This window comes from Parashewanella hymeniacidonis (genome assembly GCF_016900895.1).
In the GTDB taxonomy this organism is placed as follows: domain Bacteria; phylum Pseudomonadota; class Gammaproteobacteria; order Enterobacterales; family Shewanellaceae; genus Parashewanella; species Parashewanella hymeniacidonis.
This window is the reverse complement of record NZ_JAFEUN010000001.1, coordinates 46,071-62,592: the sequence shown is the minus strand read 5'-3', so window position 1 is coordinate 62,592 and position 16,522 is coordinate 46,071. Positions and strand designations below refer to the sequence as shown.

Annotated in this window: 18 protein-coding genes; 14 read left to right on the top strand and 4 right to left on the bottom strand. The window is 40.0% G+C overall.

The features are described from left to right. Window positions 1-140 precede the first annotated feature (140 nt). From leuS to JQC92_RS00265, 5 genes are read left to right on the top strand one after another with little or no spacing between them, the layout of a single operon-like run. Complete coding sequence (gene leuS, locus JQC92_RS00285) at window positions 141-2,720, top strand: leucine--tRNA ligase (protein WP_204997760.1); 2,580 nt, start codon at window positions 141-143, stop codon at window positions 2,718-2,720. Window positions 2,721-2,738: 18 nt separating this feature from the next. Continuing rightward, on the top strand, window positions 2,739-3,227 hold the full coding sequence (locus JQC92_RS00280; RefSeq protein WP_204997759.1) for an LPS-assembly lipoprotein LptE: 489 nt from the start codon (window positions 2,739-2,741) through the stop codon (window positions 3,225-3,227). A gap of 11 nt (window positions 3,228-3,238) precedes the next feature. Next, window positions 3,239-4,267, top strand: coding sequence for a DNA polymerase III subunit delta (holA, locus tag JQC92_RS00275; protein WP_204997758.1), 1,029 nt, complete (start codon window positions 3,239-3,241; stop codon window positions 4,265-4,267). Further along, window positions 4,264-4,908 (top strand): nicotinate-nucleotide adenylyltransferase, encoded by a 645-nt coding sequence (gene nadD, locus JQC92_RS00270; protein WP_204997757.1) that lies wholly within the window; start codon window positions 4,264-4,266, stop codon window positions 4,906-4,908. Before holA ends, nadD begins: the two co-directional genes overlap by 4 nt. A gap of 58 nt (window positions 4,909-4,966) precedes the next feature. Next, entirely contained in the window at window positions 4,967-5,767 is an 801-nt protein-coding gene (locus JQC92_RS00265) for a dual specificity protein phosphatase family protein (protein ID WP_204997756.1), read from the top strand. Here JQC92_RS00265 and JQC92_RS00260 read toward each other — a convergent pair. Both JQC92_RS00260 and JQC92_RS00255 read right to left on the bottom strand, forming a co-directional pair. Then, on the bottom strand, window positions 5,730-6,641 hold the full coding sequence (locus tag JQC92_RS00260) for an alpha/beta fold hydrolase (protein ID WP_204997755.1): 912 nt from the start codon (window positions 6,639-6,641) through the stop codon (window positions 5,730-5,732). The genes JQC92_RS00265 and JQC92_RS00260 overlap by 38 nt on opposite strands. A gap of 256 nt (window positions 6,642-6,897) precedes the next feature. Further along, window positions 6,898-7,992, bottom strand: a complete 1,095-nt coding sequence (locus tag JQC92_RS00255) for an MBL fold metallo-hydrolase (RefSeq protein ID WP_204997754.1) — start codon at window positions 7,990-7,992, stop codon at window positions 6,898-6,900. Between the two features lie 185 nt (window positions 7,993-8,177). Between JQC92_RS00255 and JQC92_RS23010 the strand changes: the two genes are divergently transcribed. The 9 genes from JQC92_RS23010 (at window position 8,178) to JQC92_RS00215 (ending at window position 15,621) form a co-directional block, all read left to right on the top strand. Beyond that, window positions 8,178-8,300: a hypothetical protein gene (locus tag JQC92_RS23010; RefSeq protein WP_338049471.1), complete on the top strand. Its 123-nt coding sequence runs from the start codon at window positions 8,178-8,180 to the stop codon at window positions 8,298-8,300. Continuing rightward, window positions 8,263-8,592, top strand: a complete 330-nt coding sequence (locus JQC92_RS00250; RefSeq protein WP_338049470.1) for a BlaI/MecI/CopY family transcriptional regulator — start codon at window positions 8,263-8,265, stop codon at window positions 8,590-8,592. Before JQC92_RS23010 ends, JQC92_RS00250 begins: the two co-directional genes overlap by 38 nt. A gap of 111 nt (window positions 8,593-8,703) precedes the next feature. Beyond that, the gene (rsfS, locus tag JQC92_RS00245) at window positions 8,704-9,033 is read left to right on the top strand and encodes a ribosome silencing factor (RefSeq protein ID WP_129948229.1); all 330 of its coding nucleotides are present in this window, start codon (window positions 8,704-8,706) and stop codon (window positions 9,031-9,033) included. Window positions 9,034-9,076: 43 nt separating this feature from the next. After that, complete coding sequence (gene rlmH / locus JQC92_RS00240) at window positions 9,077-9,547, top strand: 23S rRNA (pseudouridine(1915)-N(3))-methyltransferase RlmH (protein ID WP_204997753.1); 471 nt, start codon at window positions 9,077-9,079, stop codon at window positions 9,545-9,547. A gap of 48 nt (window positions 9,548-9,595) precedes the next feature. Then, the gene (mrdA, locus tag JQC92_RS00235; RefSeq protein WP_204997752.1) at window positions 9,596-11,452 is read left to right on the top strand and encodes a penicillin-binding protein 2; all 1,857 of its coding nucleotides are present in this window, start codon (window positions 9,596-9,598) and stop codon (window positions 11,450-11,452) included. After that, entirely contained in the window at window positions 11,449-12,555 is a 1,107-nt protein-coding gene (gene rodA / locus JQC92_RS00230) for a rod shape-determining protein RodA (protein WP_204997751.1), read from the top strand. The genes mrdA and rodA overlap by 4 nt, the downstream gene beginning before the upstream one ends. A gap of 15 nt (window positions 12,556-12,570) precedes the next feature. Continuing rightward, on the top strand, window positions 12,571-13,563 hold the full coding sequence (gene mltB, locus JQC92_RS00225) for a lytic murein transglycosylase B (protein ID WP_204997750.1): 993 nt from the start codon (window positions 12,571-12,573) through the stop codon (window positions 13,561-13,563). Then, window positions 13,550-14,359, top strand: coding sequence for a septal ring lytic transglycosylase RlpA family protein (locus JQC92_RS00220; protein ID WP_204997749.1), 810 nt, complete (start codon window positions 13,550-13,552; stop codon window positions 14,357-14,359). Before mltB ends, JQC92_RS00220 begins: the two co-directional genes overlap by 14 nt. Window positions 14,360-14,457: 98 nt before the next feature. Then, the gene (locus JQC92_RS00215; protein WP_204997748.1) at window positions 14,458-15,621 is read left to right on the top strand and encodes a serine hydrolase; all 1,164 of its coding nucleotides are present in this window, start codon (window positions 14,458-14,460) and stop codon (window positions 15,619-15,621) included. Between the two features lie 41 nt (window positions 15,622-15,662). Here JQC92_RS00215 and JQC92_RS00210 read toward each other — a convergent pair whose 3' ends face one another. Together JQC92_RS00210 and JQC92_RS00205 are read right to left on the bottom strand one after the other, a co-directional pair. Then, window positions 15,663-16,106, bottom strand: a complete 444-nt coding sequence (locus JQC92_RS00210) for a hypothetical protein (protein ID WP_204997747.1) — start codon at window positions 16,104-16,106, stop codon at window positions 15,663-15,665. Between the two features lie 32 nt (window positions 16,107-16,138). Beyond that, window positions 16,139-16,504: a glutathione S-transferase N-terminal domain-containing protein gene (locus tag JQC92_RS00205; protein WP_204997746.1), complete on the bottom strand. Its 366-nt coding sequence runs from the start codon at window positions 16,502-16,504 to the stop codon at window positions 16,139-16,141. Between the last annotated feature and the right edge of the window lie 18 nt (window positions 16,505-16,522).

The following is a 16,522-nucleotide window of genomic DNA, read 5'->3' as shown; positions in this document are numbered from 1 at the left end:
TACTCCACATTCAAATGATTCATCAAGAAAACACGAATTTATAGTTCAAGCGTAGCCTCTTATAGTTTATCCTATGCCTATTTCCTAGACCTATCTAGGGTCTAGATCAAATTTACAGCTTTCGCCGGAAGAAATCATTGATGCAAGAGCAATATAATCATTTAGAAATCGAAGCTAACGTGCAACAGCACTGGGCTGACAAAAAAACCTTTGAAGTCACTGAAGATACAAACAAAGAGAAGTTCTATTGCTTATCTATGTTTCCATATCCTTCAGGCAGACTGCACATGGGGCACGTACGTAACTACACCATTGGTGATGTAGTTGCTCGCTATCAACGTCTACAAGGTAAAAATGTTCTGCAACCGATTGGTTGGGACTCTTTCGGTCTACCCGCTGAAAACGCTGCGATCAACAATAAAACGGCTCCAGCACCTTGGACGTATGAAAACATCAATTACATGAAAAACCAGCTAAAAATGCTCGGCTTTGGTTACGATTGGAGTCGTGAAATTGCAACTTGCACACCTGAGTACTACCGCTGGGAGCAATGGTTCTTCACTAAGCTTTACGAAAAAGGCTTGGTTTACAAGAAAACCGCTTCAGTAAACTGGTGTCCGAACGATCAAACTGTTCTCGCAAATGAGCAAGTACAAGATGGTTGCTGCTGGCGTTGTGATACTCCGGTTGAGCAAAAAGATATCCCGCAGTGGTTCATCAAAATCACCGCTTATGCTGAAGAACTCTTGAATGATTTAGATAACCTTCCAGATTGGCCTGATCAAGTTAAAGCAATGCAGCGAAACTGGATTGGCCGCAGTGAAGGTGTTGAGATTACGTTTGATGTTGCTGACAGTGATGAGTCATTTGACGTTTACACCACTCGTCCAGACACATTAATGGGCGTAACTTACGTTGCTATCGCAGCGGGTCACCCACTTGCAGAAGCAGCGGCAAAAGATAACGCTGAATTATCGGCGTTTATTGAAGAATGTAAAAACTCATCGACCTCTGAAGCCGATATTGCGACTATCGAAAAGAAAGGCGTATTCACAGGTATCTACGCAACTCACCCGATCACGGGCGAGCAAGTTCCAGTATGGGCCGCAAACTTCGTACTGATGAACTACGGTACAGGCGCAGTGATGTCAGTACCCGCTCACGATCAACGCGATTATGAGTTTGCAGGCAAATATGACTTGCCATTAAAAGGTGTAATCAAGCCTGCTGAAGGCGAGTTAGATATTTCAGCAGTGGCTTACACTGAAAAAGGTGAGTTGTTTAATTCAGACGAATTTGATGGTTTAGATTTCGAAAAAGCGTTTGATGCGATTGCCAGCAAGCTAGAAGCGGCAAACAAAGGTCAGCGTAAAGTGAACTTCCGTTTACGTGACTGGGGTGTTTCTCGTCAACGCTATTGGGGCGCACCAATCCCAATGGCAACGTTAGAAGATGGCACTGTCATGCCAATTCCTGAAGAACAGTTACCGCTGACGCTTCCTGAAGACGTGGTAATGGACGGTGTTCAAAGCCCAATTAAAGCGAATACTGACTGGGCGAAATTGACCATCAATGGTCAAAGTGCAATGGCAGAAACGGATACTTTTGATACTTTCATGGAATCAAGTTGGTATTATGCTCGTTATTGTTCACCGCATGCTGATCAAATGCTTGATCCAGCGAAAGCAAATTACTGGTTACCTGTTGACCAATACATTGGCGGTATTGAACACGCTTGTATGCATTTGCTTTACTTCCGTTTCTTCCACAAGTTACTGCGTGATGCAGGCCTTGTTGATTCAAGCGAACCAGCGAAACAATTATTAACTCAAGGTATGGTATTAGCAGACGCTTACTACTACACCAACGAGAAAGGTGCTCGAGTTTGGGTATCACCTCAAGATGTTGCCGAGCTAGAAAAAGACGACAAAGGTCGTGTAACTAAGGCTATCGATAAAGACGGAAACGAGCTGGTTTATACTGGCATGAGCAAAATGTCTAAATCGAAAAATAACGGTATTGACCCACAAGTCATGGTAGAAAAATACGGTGCAGATACCGTACGTCTATTTATGATGTTTGCTTCTCCACCAGAGTTAACGCTTGAGTGGCAAGAGTCTGGTGTTGAAGGCGCACATCGTTTCCTAAAACGTTTATGGAAACTGGCCTCTGATCACACCGCTGCAGGTGACACTCCTGCTGTGGATAAATCAGCACTTAATGCCGACCAAAAGAACTTACGTCGTGAATTGCATAAAACGATTCAGAAAGTAAGCGATGATATTGGTCGTCGCCAGATGTTCAATACAGCGATTGCTTCAGTAATGGAACTGATGAACCATCTTTCCAAAGCCAAAAAAGAATCTGAGCAAGATAGAGCGATCATAGGCGAAGCACTTGCAGCCATTACTCGTTTGCTCTATCCAATCACACCTCACATGAGTTTCCAATTATGGAAAGAACTTGGTAATGAGGGTGCGATTGAAGACAGCCGCTGGCCTGAAATTGATGAGTCTGCACTTGTTGAAGACAGTAAATTAATCATAGTTCAAGTAAACGGTAAGTTACGCGCTAAGATTACCGTAGCAGCTGATGCGTCGAAAGAAGACGTAGAAGCACTCGGCTTAGCTGATGAAAACGTGATGAAGTTCACTGATGAAAAAACGGTTCGTAAAGTGATATATGTTCCGGGTAAACTTCTAAATATCGTTGCTAATTAACAAGGAAACCGAATACGTATGCTAATCAAACGCATCGTTTTGGCCCTAATGGCACTGAGCATTATGTTCAGTGCTGGTTGCGGCTTTAAATTACAAAGTAGTTACTCAATACCCGCTGATTTCAGAAACATGAACTTGACCAGTCAGGATCAATACTCTGAACTTACCCGCTTGGTTAAAGAAAGGCTGCGCTTCAACAACATTACACTTGTTGATGATTTAAAAGCTGCACCAAGATTGAATTTATTAAAAGACAGTCTTGAACGCTCCACTCTATCACTTTATCCAACGGGTAATGTTGCCGAGTATGAGCTTATTTATCATGTTAGGTTTACCATTGCCTTCCCTGAAAAAGAAGCAGTTCCCTATGACGCAGTTATTCGTCGTGATTACCAAGACGATCCACGAACGGCACTAGCAAAAAGCCGAGAAATGGACTTGTTAGTTAAAGAAATGCGTCAACAAGCTGCGGATAAAATCATACAAACCATTGCATCTGTTGAATAGGAATATAGCCCATGAAGCTATTTCCTGATCAGCTCTTTAAACATCTCACTCCTGTCAGACAATGCTATTTATTGTTTGGTGATGACCCGTGGCTGGTTGATAGCAGTAAACAGCAAGTATTAAAAGCCGCTCGAGAACAAGGCTTTGAAGAACGCATTCAATTGCATCAGGAAACCGGATTTAACTGGACTGAGTTGCTGAGCGAATGGCAAGCCATGAGCTTATTTGCCAGCAAACGAATCATTGAGCTGACACTGCCTAACTCAAAACCCGGTACTGAAGGCGCAGCGATGTTAAAAGACCTGCTCGCTCAGCCTAACCCTGATATTTTGTTTATTGTATTAGGCGCTAAAGTCACAACTGAACAAACCAACAGCAAATGGTTCAAAAACCTTGATAGTCATGGTATTTATTTACCTTGTAACACACCTGAAGGCCCTCAATTTCAACGTTGGTTGGATAACCGCATTAAGTATTTTGGTTTGCATTTACAGCCTGATGCAAGAGCCATGTTAGTAACGCTTTATGAAGGTAATTTGTTAGCCGCTGATCAAGCATTACAATTATTACAATTGCTTTCACCAAAGAAACCAATAACCGCTGAAGAGCTTAACGCCTACTTTGATGACCAATCTCGTTTTAATGTCTTTCAACTCGCCGATGCGCTGTTGACCAATAAAAAGAATAAAACAATTCATATTTTGGCGCAGTTGAAAGCTGAAGATACGGCGTTGACCATTATTTTGTGGTCATTGTTTAAAGAACTTAATGTGCTTTCTAAGCTCAAACGTGCTCAACAAAATCGTGAAAACTTAAATCCGCTTTGGAGCAAGTTTCGAATTTGGGATAAACGAAAACCACTTTATCAAGATGCCTTGAACCGCCTCAGCTTATCTCAAATTGAACATATGCAGGCAATGACCTCACAGATTGAACTGAACCTTAAACAACAAGGTATTGAAGATTGGATATCCCTAAGCCACCTATGCTTGCTTTTTGATCCTGTAGCCCATAATTCATTGTCACATATTGAGCTATGAAGAATAGCGAAATTAAGCGTATCGGTATTTTAGGTGGGACATTTGATCCCATTCATTTTGGTCATATTCGGCCTGCTTTACAGGTTAAACAAGCCTTAAATCTCGATAAGATCTGGTTAATGCCGAACCATATTCCACCACATAAAAATCGTGAAATTACAACAATAGAGCATCGTTTGAATATGGTGAAATTGGTTTGTGATGAATACGCAGATTTTGAGTTATGTGAAATCGAAGTCAAACGAGATACGCCGAGTTATACGGTTACTACGCTCAAAGCGTTAACTCAGTCGTACCCTAATACTCAGTTTACCTTTTTGATGGGAATGGACTCATTGCTGTCATTGACAAAATGGTTTCAATGGCAACAGCTCTTCGACTTATGTGATATTGCTATAACACACCGCCCGGGTTATCAAGTACCAACAACTTGCGAAATAGCACCTATTTATCAGAAACACTTATCATCGACATCTTCAATACTAGAAGTCGGAATAGGACGTATTTTTGATATAGATGTTGAACTTCAAGATATTTCTTCTACCCATATACGAAAAGACTTTAATGACCAAAGAGTTAATGACTCGATGATCCCTCAATCGATTAGTGCTTATATTAAAGAAAACCAGTTATATCGTTAACGCCTTGTTCAGGAGCTTCATTTTATAATCAAACACCGATTTAAAAAAATGAATACCAATGAATATCACCTACAAGTTATTGATAATCTTTAGTCTATGTGGTGTCACAACAGCATCATTAGCCACTGACTATTATCCAGAAAGAACACACCTCATCGATCAAAACACTCAATTAGGTACCTACCTGTTTCGTGGCAACATGCCGCTCATAGGAAAAGGTAATCAACGTACGTTTCAATATGAGCAACTTTCAAAACAGCTAAAAAAGTACGTAAAAATACTTAATTCTGGTTTTTACTTAATTGATGTTTCTCTTATTAATAAAGTGAACTCCGACGAACGTAAGGATTTAAATATTGAAAATGTCTATTTTGATAATAATCCAGACAAAGGTGTTCTAGCACACCATGCTATTTTTGGACAACTTGTGTCATACCCTAGAACACTAAAAAAACTGTTCCATCAAAGCAGCAATGCAACACTAGCAACAATTAAACTTCCCATTTTTCTAGACAAACTTCCCAGCCTTATCGAGCAACTGGGTCAATGTACACATAAAAAGCAATGCGATAATTTAGCGCCACTCTATAACAACCCTGATAATTTACCCGTTGTCATTTATTTTCATTGTGAATCGGGGACTGATCGAACTGGCAACATAGCCGCCTCATATCGGATGCATTATAAGAATATGGGACTAAATCAAGCTTGGAATATGAATTTAAACGAAAGCTATCGATCTCCAAATAAAGCTGCACAACGTGAAACTGAAAACTATTGCGCTCGTATAACCCCATATTCAGATTGGGTGTCACACTGTATTATTCAGCCTTTTGATACCAATCAATTAGCTCTATAAAATGATCTTGGGTGCAATCTGGGTGAGTAAGCATGCTTGCATGGTCATAGTCTTGCTTATTGCCTTTACCTTTCCCAAGCAAAGTGAATTTAAATATTGAGGGTTGTAACTCTTCTAAAGAATCTTTCACATCTTTGGGATTTCCAAGAACTTTATCGTTAACCGCAGCAAAAAACCAACATGGAGGCAAAGTTGCAGTACTTATACATTCTTGATAATTAAAACCATCGACCGGATCGATCCAATCTTTACTCAACCAAGGAATTTGATTTTTAATAGAGAATTCACTCTCATTATCCATCCCTAAACCATACTTATCAGCGGCTAAATAACCCTGTTTTTTTATCATTAGCAATGAGATATGTTTCCAAAATACATCTATCATCAAAAACTTCTTGATCGATTTTGCTCGCAAACGTCTTTTCGTACCAAATCCAACCAAAGTCTTAACTTGCTTTTGCAATTCAGGAAAACGGAGTAAAGCCGCAGACATAAGCACTCCGCCCCACGAATGCCCCACCCAATTAACTTTTTTCGTATCAGGATGCTGAGATAAAATGAACTGTTGTATTTGTGGAATAACGTCAACAATAACTTCGGTTTGTGAAGGGTTCACCCCACGAGATAATTTAGGCTCGCTCAAGCCTCGACCCGGCATATCAATGATGTAAGACGTGAATCCATGCTTGGCTAGAAAGCATGCGAATCCCTTCCCCGATTCCGAATAAAAAACTTTTCCATTAGATATAGAACCGTGAAGCATCATGAAAGGCTTTTCAACTTTATTGATATTTACCGGTGCAACTTTTCGTATATGAAGACACCCTTGTTTATAAGGAAAAAATATAGATTCCTGCTTTATTTCATCATGCACTTAGACATTCCACTGTAGACTTTTTACTCAACCACATTGCCAATTTCACATTTAGTTTTCAAGTTTTAAAACTTTTAAGCATCTTTTTTTATAACTGACGTCTATTACTCCATGAATAAAAGCCTTTGAATGACACCATCATGATCAAAATAATTAGCTTTAAAATTTGTCCGTTTGTGCAACGTGTAACTGCAGCACTTGAAGCTAAAAATATCACCCATAAAATCAAGTTCTTATCATCAGGTACTTAACCACGTTAAAACCTCGATTTTTCACCTTCATTCAGAATATAAAGATGTACTTTAGAGTCGAGTTTTTTATGCATGTGTAATAGTCTTAATAATGGGCCGTAAGAAGATCGATCGCCCATTTGCCAGCTGTATTTTCCATAGCCCCATGGGATCATAACCTTACAATTCAATTCATCTGCAGCAGCAAGTGCATCTTCTGGCGTTAAATGAACATATCGATACCACATTCCATTTTCTGGATGATGATAAGAGGCTATCGGCATCAGGCATACATCCATATCACCATATCTTTTTTGAATATCTTTAAAGTGATCGGAATAGCCTGTATCACCAGCAAAAAATAGTTTCTTATCTTTATTTTCAATAACCCAACCGCCCCATAAAGAAGTATTACGATCTTCATAAATATAAGGGACCAAAATTCGATCACTGAAATGATTGCCCGGAACAAAATTAATCGTAGTATCACTTAATGTAGTAGATGAAAACCACGCCATTTCATTGATTTTGTAGCCATCATTTTCAAAGTGTTCTGCGAACCCTAATGGCACTATGTACTGAATATGCCGACTCATATTATCAATGTCAGATTTATTAAAATGATCGTAATGGGTATGAGAATACATTATTGCGTCAACATCATTAAGCTCTGTATCCGAAAGCCAAGATTCTGGTTCGTTACGGTATTTGCCACCGAATGCCCACAGTGCAAAACCCACCGGCCAATCAAATTGTTGCGAAATAGGATCGAATAATAAACTAGTTCCATCTTCAGTCTTAACATGAAAACTTGCATGCCCAAGCCAATGAACATCAAACCCTGTATTGGTCGTTGATGACTTCTGTTGCCCAACAAACTGACAATTCTCTTCTTTTAATTCACATTGGAGTTTCTCAGATTCAGGGTAACAATCTTGCTCACACGTATAAGGATAAACACGATCTTTTAATTTTTTTACTGGATACAAATTAGAAAAACGATTCTTCTCTTTTTCTCGGTACTTAATAATTGAATTATTATCAACGATTCGTTGTACTTGATTAGTGTTCGTACACCCCATGACAGTAATTAGAAACAGCAAACTGAACCATAATCGCATTTTATTTACATCCATATCTTTTTTAACTAATTCTATTGTTTTAATGACATAGCTTCTATCACGAAGATGTTAGCGAGTGTTTCTGACAAAGATAAAGTTTCATCTTGTTGCAAATATATACCATTATGATGTAAAACCAATCACCAATCGGTTTTAAACTATTTTTTATAGGATCAGGAGATAAAATGCAGTTAGGTGCTCTTGAAAAACAAGTATTGCATTACCTGTGGCAGTATAAATCGGCCGATGCAAAGCAAACGTGGTGGTACGTTGAATACAATCCAGAGTACGTTAGACCGTTTGTATAAGAAAGGGTTACTTACTCGCCATAAAGTCAGTTACGCTTGGTGCTACGAACCTAAAATTGAAAAGCATCAATTGATTGCACAATTGATAAAATCCGTCACCAGTGATTTTGTTAACGATGAAGAAAATAGCTTAATTGCTGCGCTTTATACCTTGGCAATGGAATATGGTGTGAATGCGCTGAGTATCCTAACGATTTCTGACCACATTGTTACTGGAGAAGAAACCACAAGCGAGGAACGCCAGAACGGCTTTACTGATATGGTTAAACTCGCACCGGAAACTGGAATATAAATTTTTCCGAGTTGCTCAAATTACGTTCTCAACCTTGTGGAGGATATCGTATATTTAAGCTCAAAGTTTTGCTATTATGCTGGGCTATTTTAAAATAAGGGGTAGCTCAGCGTGCAAGGCGCCGAATTAAGAGATTTTATCATCGACAAAGTTGATGATCTAAAAGCAAAAGATATCATTTCACTTGATGTACAAGATAAATCAACTATCACAGACTACATGGTGATCTGTTCAGGTACTTCAAAAACTCATGTTAAATCTATTGCAGAATATATTGCATTAGAAACCAAAAATGCAGGATTTCCACCAGTAGGCATCGAAGGTCGAAGTGGCAGTGAATGGGTTCTTGTCGATATGGGTGATGTTATCTTGCATGTGATGCAAGACCAAACTCGAGACTTTTATCAATTAGAAAAACTGTGGTCTGATAATCACGCTTAATGGGTTGTTCTCTATCAGCCTTATTACATGAGAACAATTTAATATGAAATTACAATTGATTGCAGTTGGCACTAAAATGCCTTCTTGGGTTACTCAAGGTTTTCAGGAGTATCAGAGGCGATTTCCACGAGATATGCCGCTTGAATTGCTTGAAATCCCAGCAGGGAAACGTGGCAAAAATGCAGATATTGCACGAATCCTTCATAAAGAAGGCGAGCAAATGCTTGCTGCAATTCCCAAAGGCAATCGTATTGTAACTCTTGATTTACCTGGAAAAAATTTAACGACTCCGGCCCTTGCAACTGCCATGAATAAATGGCAACTTGATGGTCGGGATGTCACTTTATTGATTGGCGGACCAGAAGGACTTGCACCAGCCTGTAAACAAGCTGCTCAAGAGAGTTGGTGTTTATCCGCGCTTACTCTTCCCCATCCTTTGGTTCGTATTGTTGTCTCTGAAAGCCTTTATCGGGCTTGGAGTGTCAACAATAACCATCCTTACCACCGAGAGTAACAATATAATTACCTACAGTTAGCTAGGACTGATTTCGGAGAAACATCAGTGTCGCCAAAAAAGCGAATGACCATACATGATCACGCCGCTGAGGCGTCACTGTTTAAACGCAGAGCATTTTTTACCTTTACTTGTGTTTTAGTGATGATAGGGATATTGCTCACTAACCTTTATCGCCTACAAATCGAAGATTTCAAAGACTTTAGCACTCGTTCTAATGATAACCGAATTAGAGTTGTTCCTGTCGCACCAAGCCGTGGATTAATTTATGATCGTAACGGTCAGCTTCTGGCTGAAAATCGCCCTTTTTATACACTTCAAGTGCTTCCAGAAAAAGTAAAAAACATAAATGAAACCCTGGAAAATCTTAAAAAAGTCATTCCGATATCTGATGATGAAATCGAAGACTTTAAAACCTCATTAAAATATCACCGCCGCTTCAAGCCGCTTTCACTCAAGAACCGTTTAACTCAAGAACAAGTTGCCGAGTTCAGCGTTAATCAGTATAGATTTCCTGGTGTTTATGTAGATGCAGGGCTAAAGCGCTTTTATCCGTATGGTTCACTTCTGACTCATGTTTTGGGGTATGTCGGAAGAATTAATCAAAAAGATCAAGCTCGCCTCGAAGCGAACGATGAGTGGAAAAATTATGCCGCTACCAAAGACATTGGTAAACAAGGAATCGAACGCTATTACGAATCTCTGTTACACGGTAAGCCTGGTCACTTAGAAGAAGAAGTAAATAATCGCGGCAGAACTATACGAACGCTAAAAAGCACACCGCCAGTCCCTGGACAGGACATCTATCTCACTATTGACTTGAACTTACAAGCAAAAGCAATGGAACTGCTTAATGGCCGCCGTGGGACAGTAGTAGCAATCGATCCAACAGATGGCGGTGTTTTGGCTATGGCTTCGAGCCCAAGTTACGACCCGAATCAATTTGTTCATGGCATTTCAAGTAAAGCTTACCGTGGTTTGCTTAACGATGATGCACGACCATTAATTAATCGTGCAACTCAAGGACAATACTCGCCGGCATCCACCATCAAACCATTAATGGCACTGGCGGGGCTGGAGGATAAAGTGGTCACGGAACAAACGCGCATTTGGGATCCTGGTTTTTGGCAAATTCCGAATGTTGAGCACAAGTACCGTGACTGGAAACGCTGGGGGCATGGTTGGGTTGATGTCCATGATGCGATTATTGACTCCTGTGATACCTATTTTTACGAACTCGCCTACAAATTGGGGGTAAATCGCATTGCACAATTTATGGCGCCTTTTGGATTTGGTGAAAGCACCGGCATCGACATTTTCGAAGAGTCTACCGGCAACTTACCAGATAAAGATTGGAAGCGAATTAAGTACGAACAACCTTGGTATATTGGTGATACGATTTCAGTAGGCATTGGCCAAGGATACTGGACTGCAACGCCAATGCAACTTGCTAAAGCTATAACGATCATTGCTAATAAAGGTGAGCGATTTGTCCCACACTTTTTAAAATCACTCCAAGATGATACCTCAAAAATAGATGCGCCGATCGATGAACTACCTCCAATAAAACTCTCTAACCCACACAGTTGGGATATCGTAATTGATTCAATGTATCGCACTGCGATGAAAAAGCGCTTTACACATTCACCTTATATGGCAGCGATGAAAACGGGGACAGCCCAAGTTATTGGTATTGCACAAGACCAGAAGTACGATGCGAAATCCATCAGCAAGAAACATCGGGATAATGCTCTGACCGTTGCCTTTGCCCCTGTAGATAACCCCAAAATTGTTGTTGCTGTCGTGCTCGAGAATGCAGGTTGGGGAGGAGATAATGCCGGCCCTGTGGCTAAAGGAATGTTAGATACTTATTTGCTTAATACTGATGGGAGTTTAAAACAATGAATTCACGACACCATCGCCCTAACATATGGCGCAGACTTCATCTTGATCTCCCGCTCTTAGTTGGCCTGTTAGCATTGATGACCTTTAGCATTTTTGTCATTTATTCAGCCAGTGGTGGCAGTTGGGCAATGATTGAACGTCAAGGTGTCCGTATTGGTCTATCACTTTTTGTCATGTTTGTGGTAGCTCAAATTAACCCAGAAATATTAAGGCGTTGGGCACTGCCCATTTACTCAGTTGGAATAGCTTTGCTTCTCGGTGTTCACTTCTTTGGGGAGATCAACAAGGGCGCTCAGCGTTGGTTAAATTTAGGTTTTGTTGAGTTTCAGCCTTCAGAGCTAATGAAACTCGCCTTTCCAATAACGATGGCTTGGTATATCAGCAAGTTTCCACTTCCTCCTAAAAAACGTTACTTAGCGGGTGCTGCCGTTCTGCTCATTGTTCCAACGTTACTTATTGCTAAACAACCTGACTTAGGCACATCTATTCTTGTAGCAGCCTCAGGCGTTTTTGTATTGTTTTTATCAGGAATGAGTTGGTGGATTGTCGGCGGCATAATAGCCGCAGGCTTGGCTTTTTTACCCGTATTATGGTTTTTCTTAATGCACGATTACCAAAGAACTCGGGTACTTACGCTGTTAGATCCTGAAAAAGATCCCTTAGGCGCTGGCTATCATATTATCCAATCAACCATCGCAATTGGATCTGGTGGTCTTTGGGGTAAAGGCTGGTTACAAGGTACCCAGTCACAATTAGAGTTTTTACCCGAACGCCACACTGACTTTATTTTTGCTGTAATTGGTGAAGAATTTGGTCTTGTCGGCAGTCTTTGCTTACTTGCTCTTTACCTATACGTTATCGGGCGTGGGCTTGTGATTGCATCAAGAGCACAAACCAGTTTTGCACGTTTATTAGCAGGAAGTATCACACTGACATTTTTCGTCTATATTTTTGTAAACATTGGTATGGTTTCGGGTATTTTACCCGTGGTCGGTGTTCCCTTGCCATTGATCAGTTATGGTGGTACTTCTATGATGACATTGATGATTGGTTTTGGGATATTGATGAGCATTAATACTCATCGACGCTTTATTGATAGATAACAATATGGAATTTTTATGTCTTTATTAAAAGGGTTTGCTGCTGCCAGTATTCTCGTGTGCTTTAGTTTTTCTTCCGAAGCAGTCGTATCAGAAGCACCTCCTGCTCAGCTCAAAGCTGAGTTTATAAAAAAGCAAGTTAGCGACGGCATGCCAGAACAAGAGGTCAAAGCCTTATTGGCCAAAGCTCAGTATCAACAAGAAGTGATTGATGCGATCACTCGGCCGTGGGAAGCAAAGCCATGGCATCAGTACTATCCAATATTTCTAACCGAAAAGCGGTTAACTAAAGGTTTAGCGTTTTGGAATACTTATCAAAAAGATATTGACCGAGCAGCGGAACAATTCAATGTCGACCCACAAGTGATTGTTGCCATCATTGGCATTGAAACCTTCTATGGTGGCTATTTAGGCAAATATTCAGTGCTAGACGCTCTTTATAGCCTTGGATTTTATTATCCACCTAGAGGTAAGTTTTTCCGTAGCGAGCTTGGACACTTATTCCACCTGATCGATGAAGAAAATCTCGATATATCAAAATTAAAAGGCTCTTATGCAGGCGCAATGGGTTATGGCCAATTCATACCATCAAGCTATCGTCATTACTCGGTAAATTTTGATGACCAACATGGTCGAGATCTTATCGAAAGTCCTGTAGATGCAATTGGGAGTGTGGCTAACTATTTACATCAACATGGTTGGCAAAAAGGTAACCCTGTTGCTTTGCAACTCGTCACCAAGGCGACACCAAAAGCCAAGGTCTGGTCAGGTGAACGTTTGAAATTAAAAGTTTCAGATATTCTATCGCCTTCTGTTTATCTTAAAGACAATATTGACTTAGATGTTTCACAACCAACGATGCTCATAAAACTCAAACAGCCTGAAGCCACAGAGTATTGGCTAGGCTTAAAGAACTTTTATGTGATAACTCGATACAATCGAAGCCCATTATATGCAATGGCCGTTTACCAATTTAGCCAACAATTAAAGCAGGCTCATGAAAACCCATAACCTGTTACCTCTTGTCGTTTCAATATCCATTTTGGCCTTATCAGCTTGTAGCTCTTCGGGTGGCCGCTATCATCTAAAAAATGATCGCGCTCCTGTAAACCCACCTGATTTATCTAAAATTGAAAATGCACAACCAAGATACGAGCCATATTCCAGGCAAGGTAATAAACCTTATGAGGTTTTCAATAAGCAATATCGTGTACTTCAAACAGCTAAGGATTATGTCGAAGAAGGTAAGGCATCCTATTATGGCGCCAAATTTCATGGCTATCACACCTCTAATGGTGAAGTGTATGATATGTATTCTATGTCTGCAGCTCACAAAACGTTACCGATCCCCAGTTATGCTAAAGTTACTAACTTAGCGAACAGAAAATCTGTGATTGTTAGAGTTAATGACCGTGGTCCTTTCCACTCGAATCGAATTATAGATTTGTCTTATGCCGCAGCATACAAACTCGGCATGCTTAAACATGGCGTTGCTGATGTACGTGTAGAGGCTATTCACTTCGACTCCCCAACCCAAACCTATCAAGGCAAAACTAGCAAACCTAAAACAACACCTATTGCATCTGGCCACTTTATTCAGATTGTTGCTTCAAAAGACAGAATAAAGCTCTCGGTCATTGCGAATCAATTGAAGAAGAAATACAAAGTGAGTTCTCGTCTAAAACGCGCAGATGGCCTCTATAAATTGCAGATGGGTCCCATTTCGCAAACTTTACTCGCAAATGAATTACTTGAATCTGTTCGTAGAAATGGTTACCCACAGAGCTACTTGGTCAAAACTGATTGATTTTTATATAACAAAGGAACTTTATGACTTATGGAAAGTCTAATCGCTGATGTTATACTGTTTCTTATTTTCTAATCTAACTAAAATGTGCCTTTTTGATGATGAATCTTTTTAAATACTCTTGTAAGACTGCGTTTCTTTCGTTAGTTACCTTTTCTTCTTTCGCAGCACCTGTAATCATTCCAGAAGCTCCAAAAGTAGCGGCTAAAGCTTATGTTTTAATGGACTACAATACTGGGCAAATCATTGCTGAAAATAATGCTTACGATCAGTTAAACCCTGCGAGTTTAACAAAGATGATGACCAGTTATGTCATCGGTACAGAGATTAAAAACGGTAATATAAGCCCCACGGATGAAGTAATCATTTCTAAAAAGGCGTGGTCAAAAAACTTTCCAGACTCGTCAAAGATGTTTATTGAAGTCGGTAAAAAAGTCACCGTATCTGAACTTAATCGCGGCATCATTGTTCAGTCTGGCAACGATGCATGTGTAGCAATGGCAGAACATATTGCTGGAACGGAAGATGGCTTTGTTGCATTAATGAACTCTTGGGCGACTCAGCTTGGAATGAAAGACAGCCATTTTGAAAATGCTCATGGACTCGATTCAGATGCGCACAAAACAACGGCTTATGATATGGCCCTTTTAGGTGCGGCACTGATTCGTGATGTTCCTGAGGAATATCGAATTTATAGTGAAAAATCGTTTACCTATAACGGCATTAAACAATACAACCGTAATGGTCTATTGTGGGATAAAAGTATGAATGTGGACGGCATTAAAACCGGTCACACTTCTGGTGCAGGCTTCAACTTAGTCGCATCAGCAACCAAAGGTAATATGCGCCTTGTGTCTGTAGTTATGGGGGCGAGAAGTAGCACTGCACGCAAAGCTGAAAGTAAGAAATTACTGAACTTTGGATTCCGTTTTTATGAAACAGTAATCCCATATAAATCAGGCGATAGCTTTGTAACTCAAAAAATTTGGTTTGGTGATAAGCCAACAATTGATTTGGGTGTAAATACTGATACTCCAATTACAGTATCTCGCTCTCAAGCAAAACAACTTAAAGCACATTTTGAGTTAACCAAAGAGATTGAAGCACCTATAGCTAAAGGTGAGACAGTTGGTCGTATTTACTTTCAATTAAATGGGAAAGACGTTGCAGAATATCCACTGGTAACGCTTCAAAAAGTGAATGAAGGTAGCTGGTTCAGTAAACTTACTGATTACTTCAAAAAGAAAATTGCTGAGTTTTAATCACTCACAAGAACTAAAATATATGACAAATAAAGAAGGGGCTATTTAGCCCCTTCTTTACATTCGCCTCTAATCTCAACCGTCTCATGTAACACGGTACGATTGAGCTCATAAAAACCATTCTTACAATAGCCAGTTTGCTTTAGCGTTCTTTCCAACCCTAACTCAACCGCTAACTCCCAATCCTTTTCTCGCTTTTTATACGCTTCATACTCTTTCTTGAGTTGTCGGCGAGATTTTTTACGATTAGAAATTCGGTTTTCATGTGGTAAAGGATGTACCAGAGCATTTTGTGCTCTGACTTTCCATGCCTTATAGGTGAACAGTTTTAGCCCATTATCTTTAACCTCGGTACTAAAGCTGTCCTTTACTCTACCTCGAAGTGACTCAGTTTGCTCTTCGGCGGTCTTTGTTGAGCTGCACCCTGCGATCAAAGCTGCAACAATCACAAGTAATAATGCCTTATAGCCGCTCCTTGGTAGCATACCCTTATCCTTTACTAAAATTGACGATTGACTTACTTAGCTTCAATAATAAGCTCTTCAAGATAATTAATGACATCGTTCGATTCGTATAACCACTCTACTTTGCCGTCTTTCTCTATGCGTAGACATGGCACTTGAACTTTACCACCATTATTTAACAATTCTTGGCGGTTATCCGCTTGTTTTGCGTCGACTAATTTAATATTTAATCCTTTACGACAAATATCTCGACGTACTTTCACGCAAAATGGGCAGGCTGCAAATTGGTATAACTGTAGACTACGAGTCTGCTCATCTAATTTAGCTTGTAATTCATCAGAGTGATTAGGTTTTTTAGGTGCAAAAATAAAATCAAAAAAAAGAATGATTCGGCCTAAAACCCAACGAATAATAAACATAAACTACCTCTATTAACT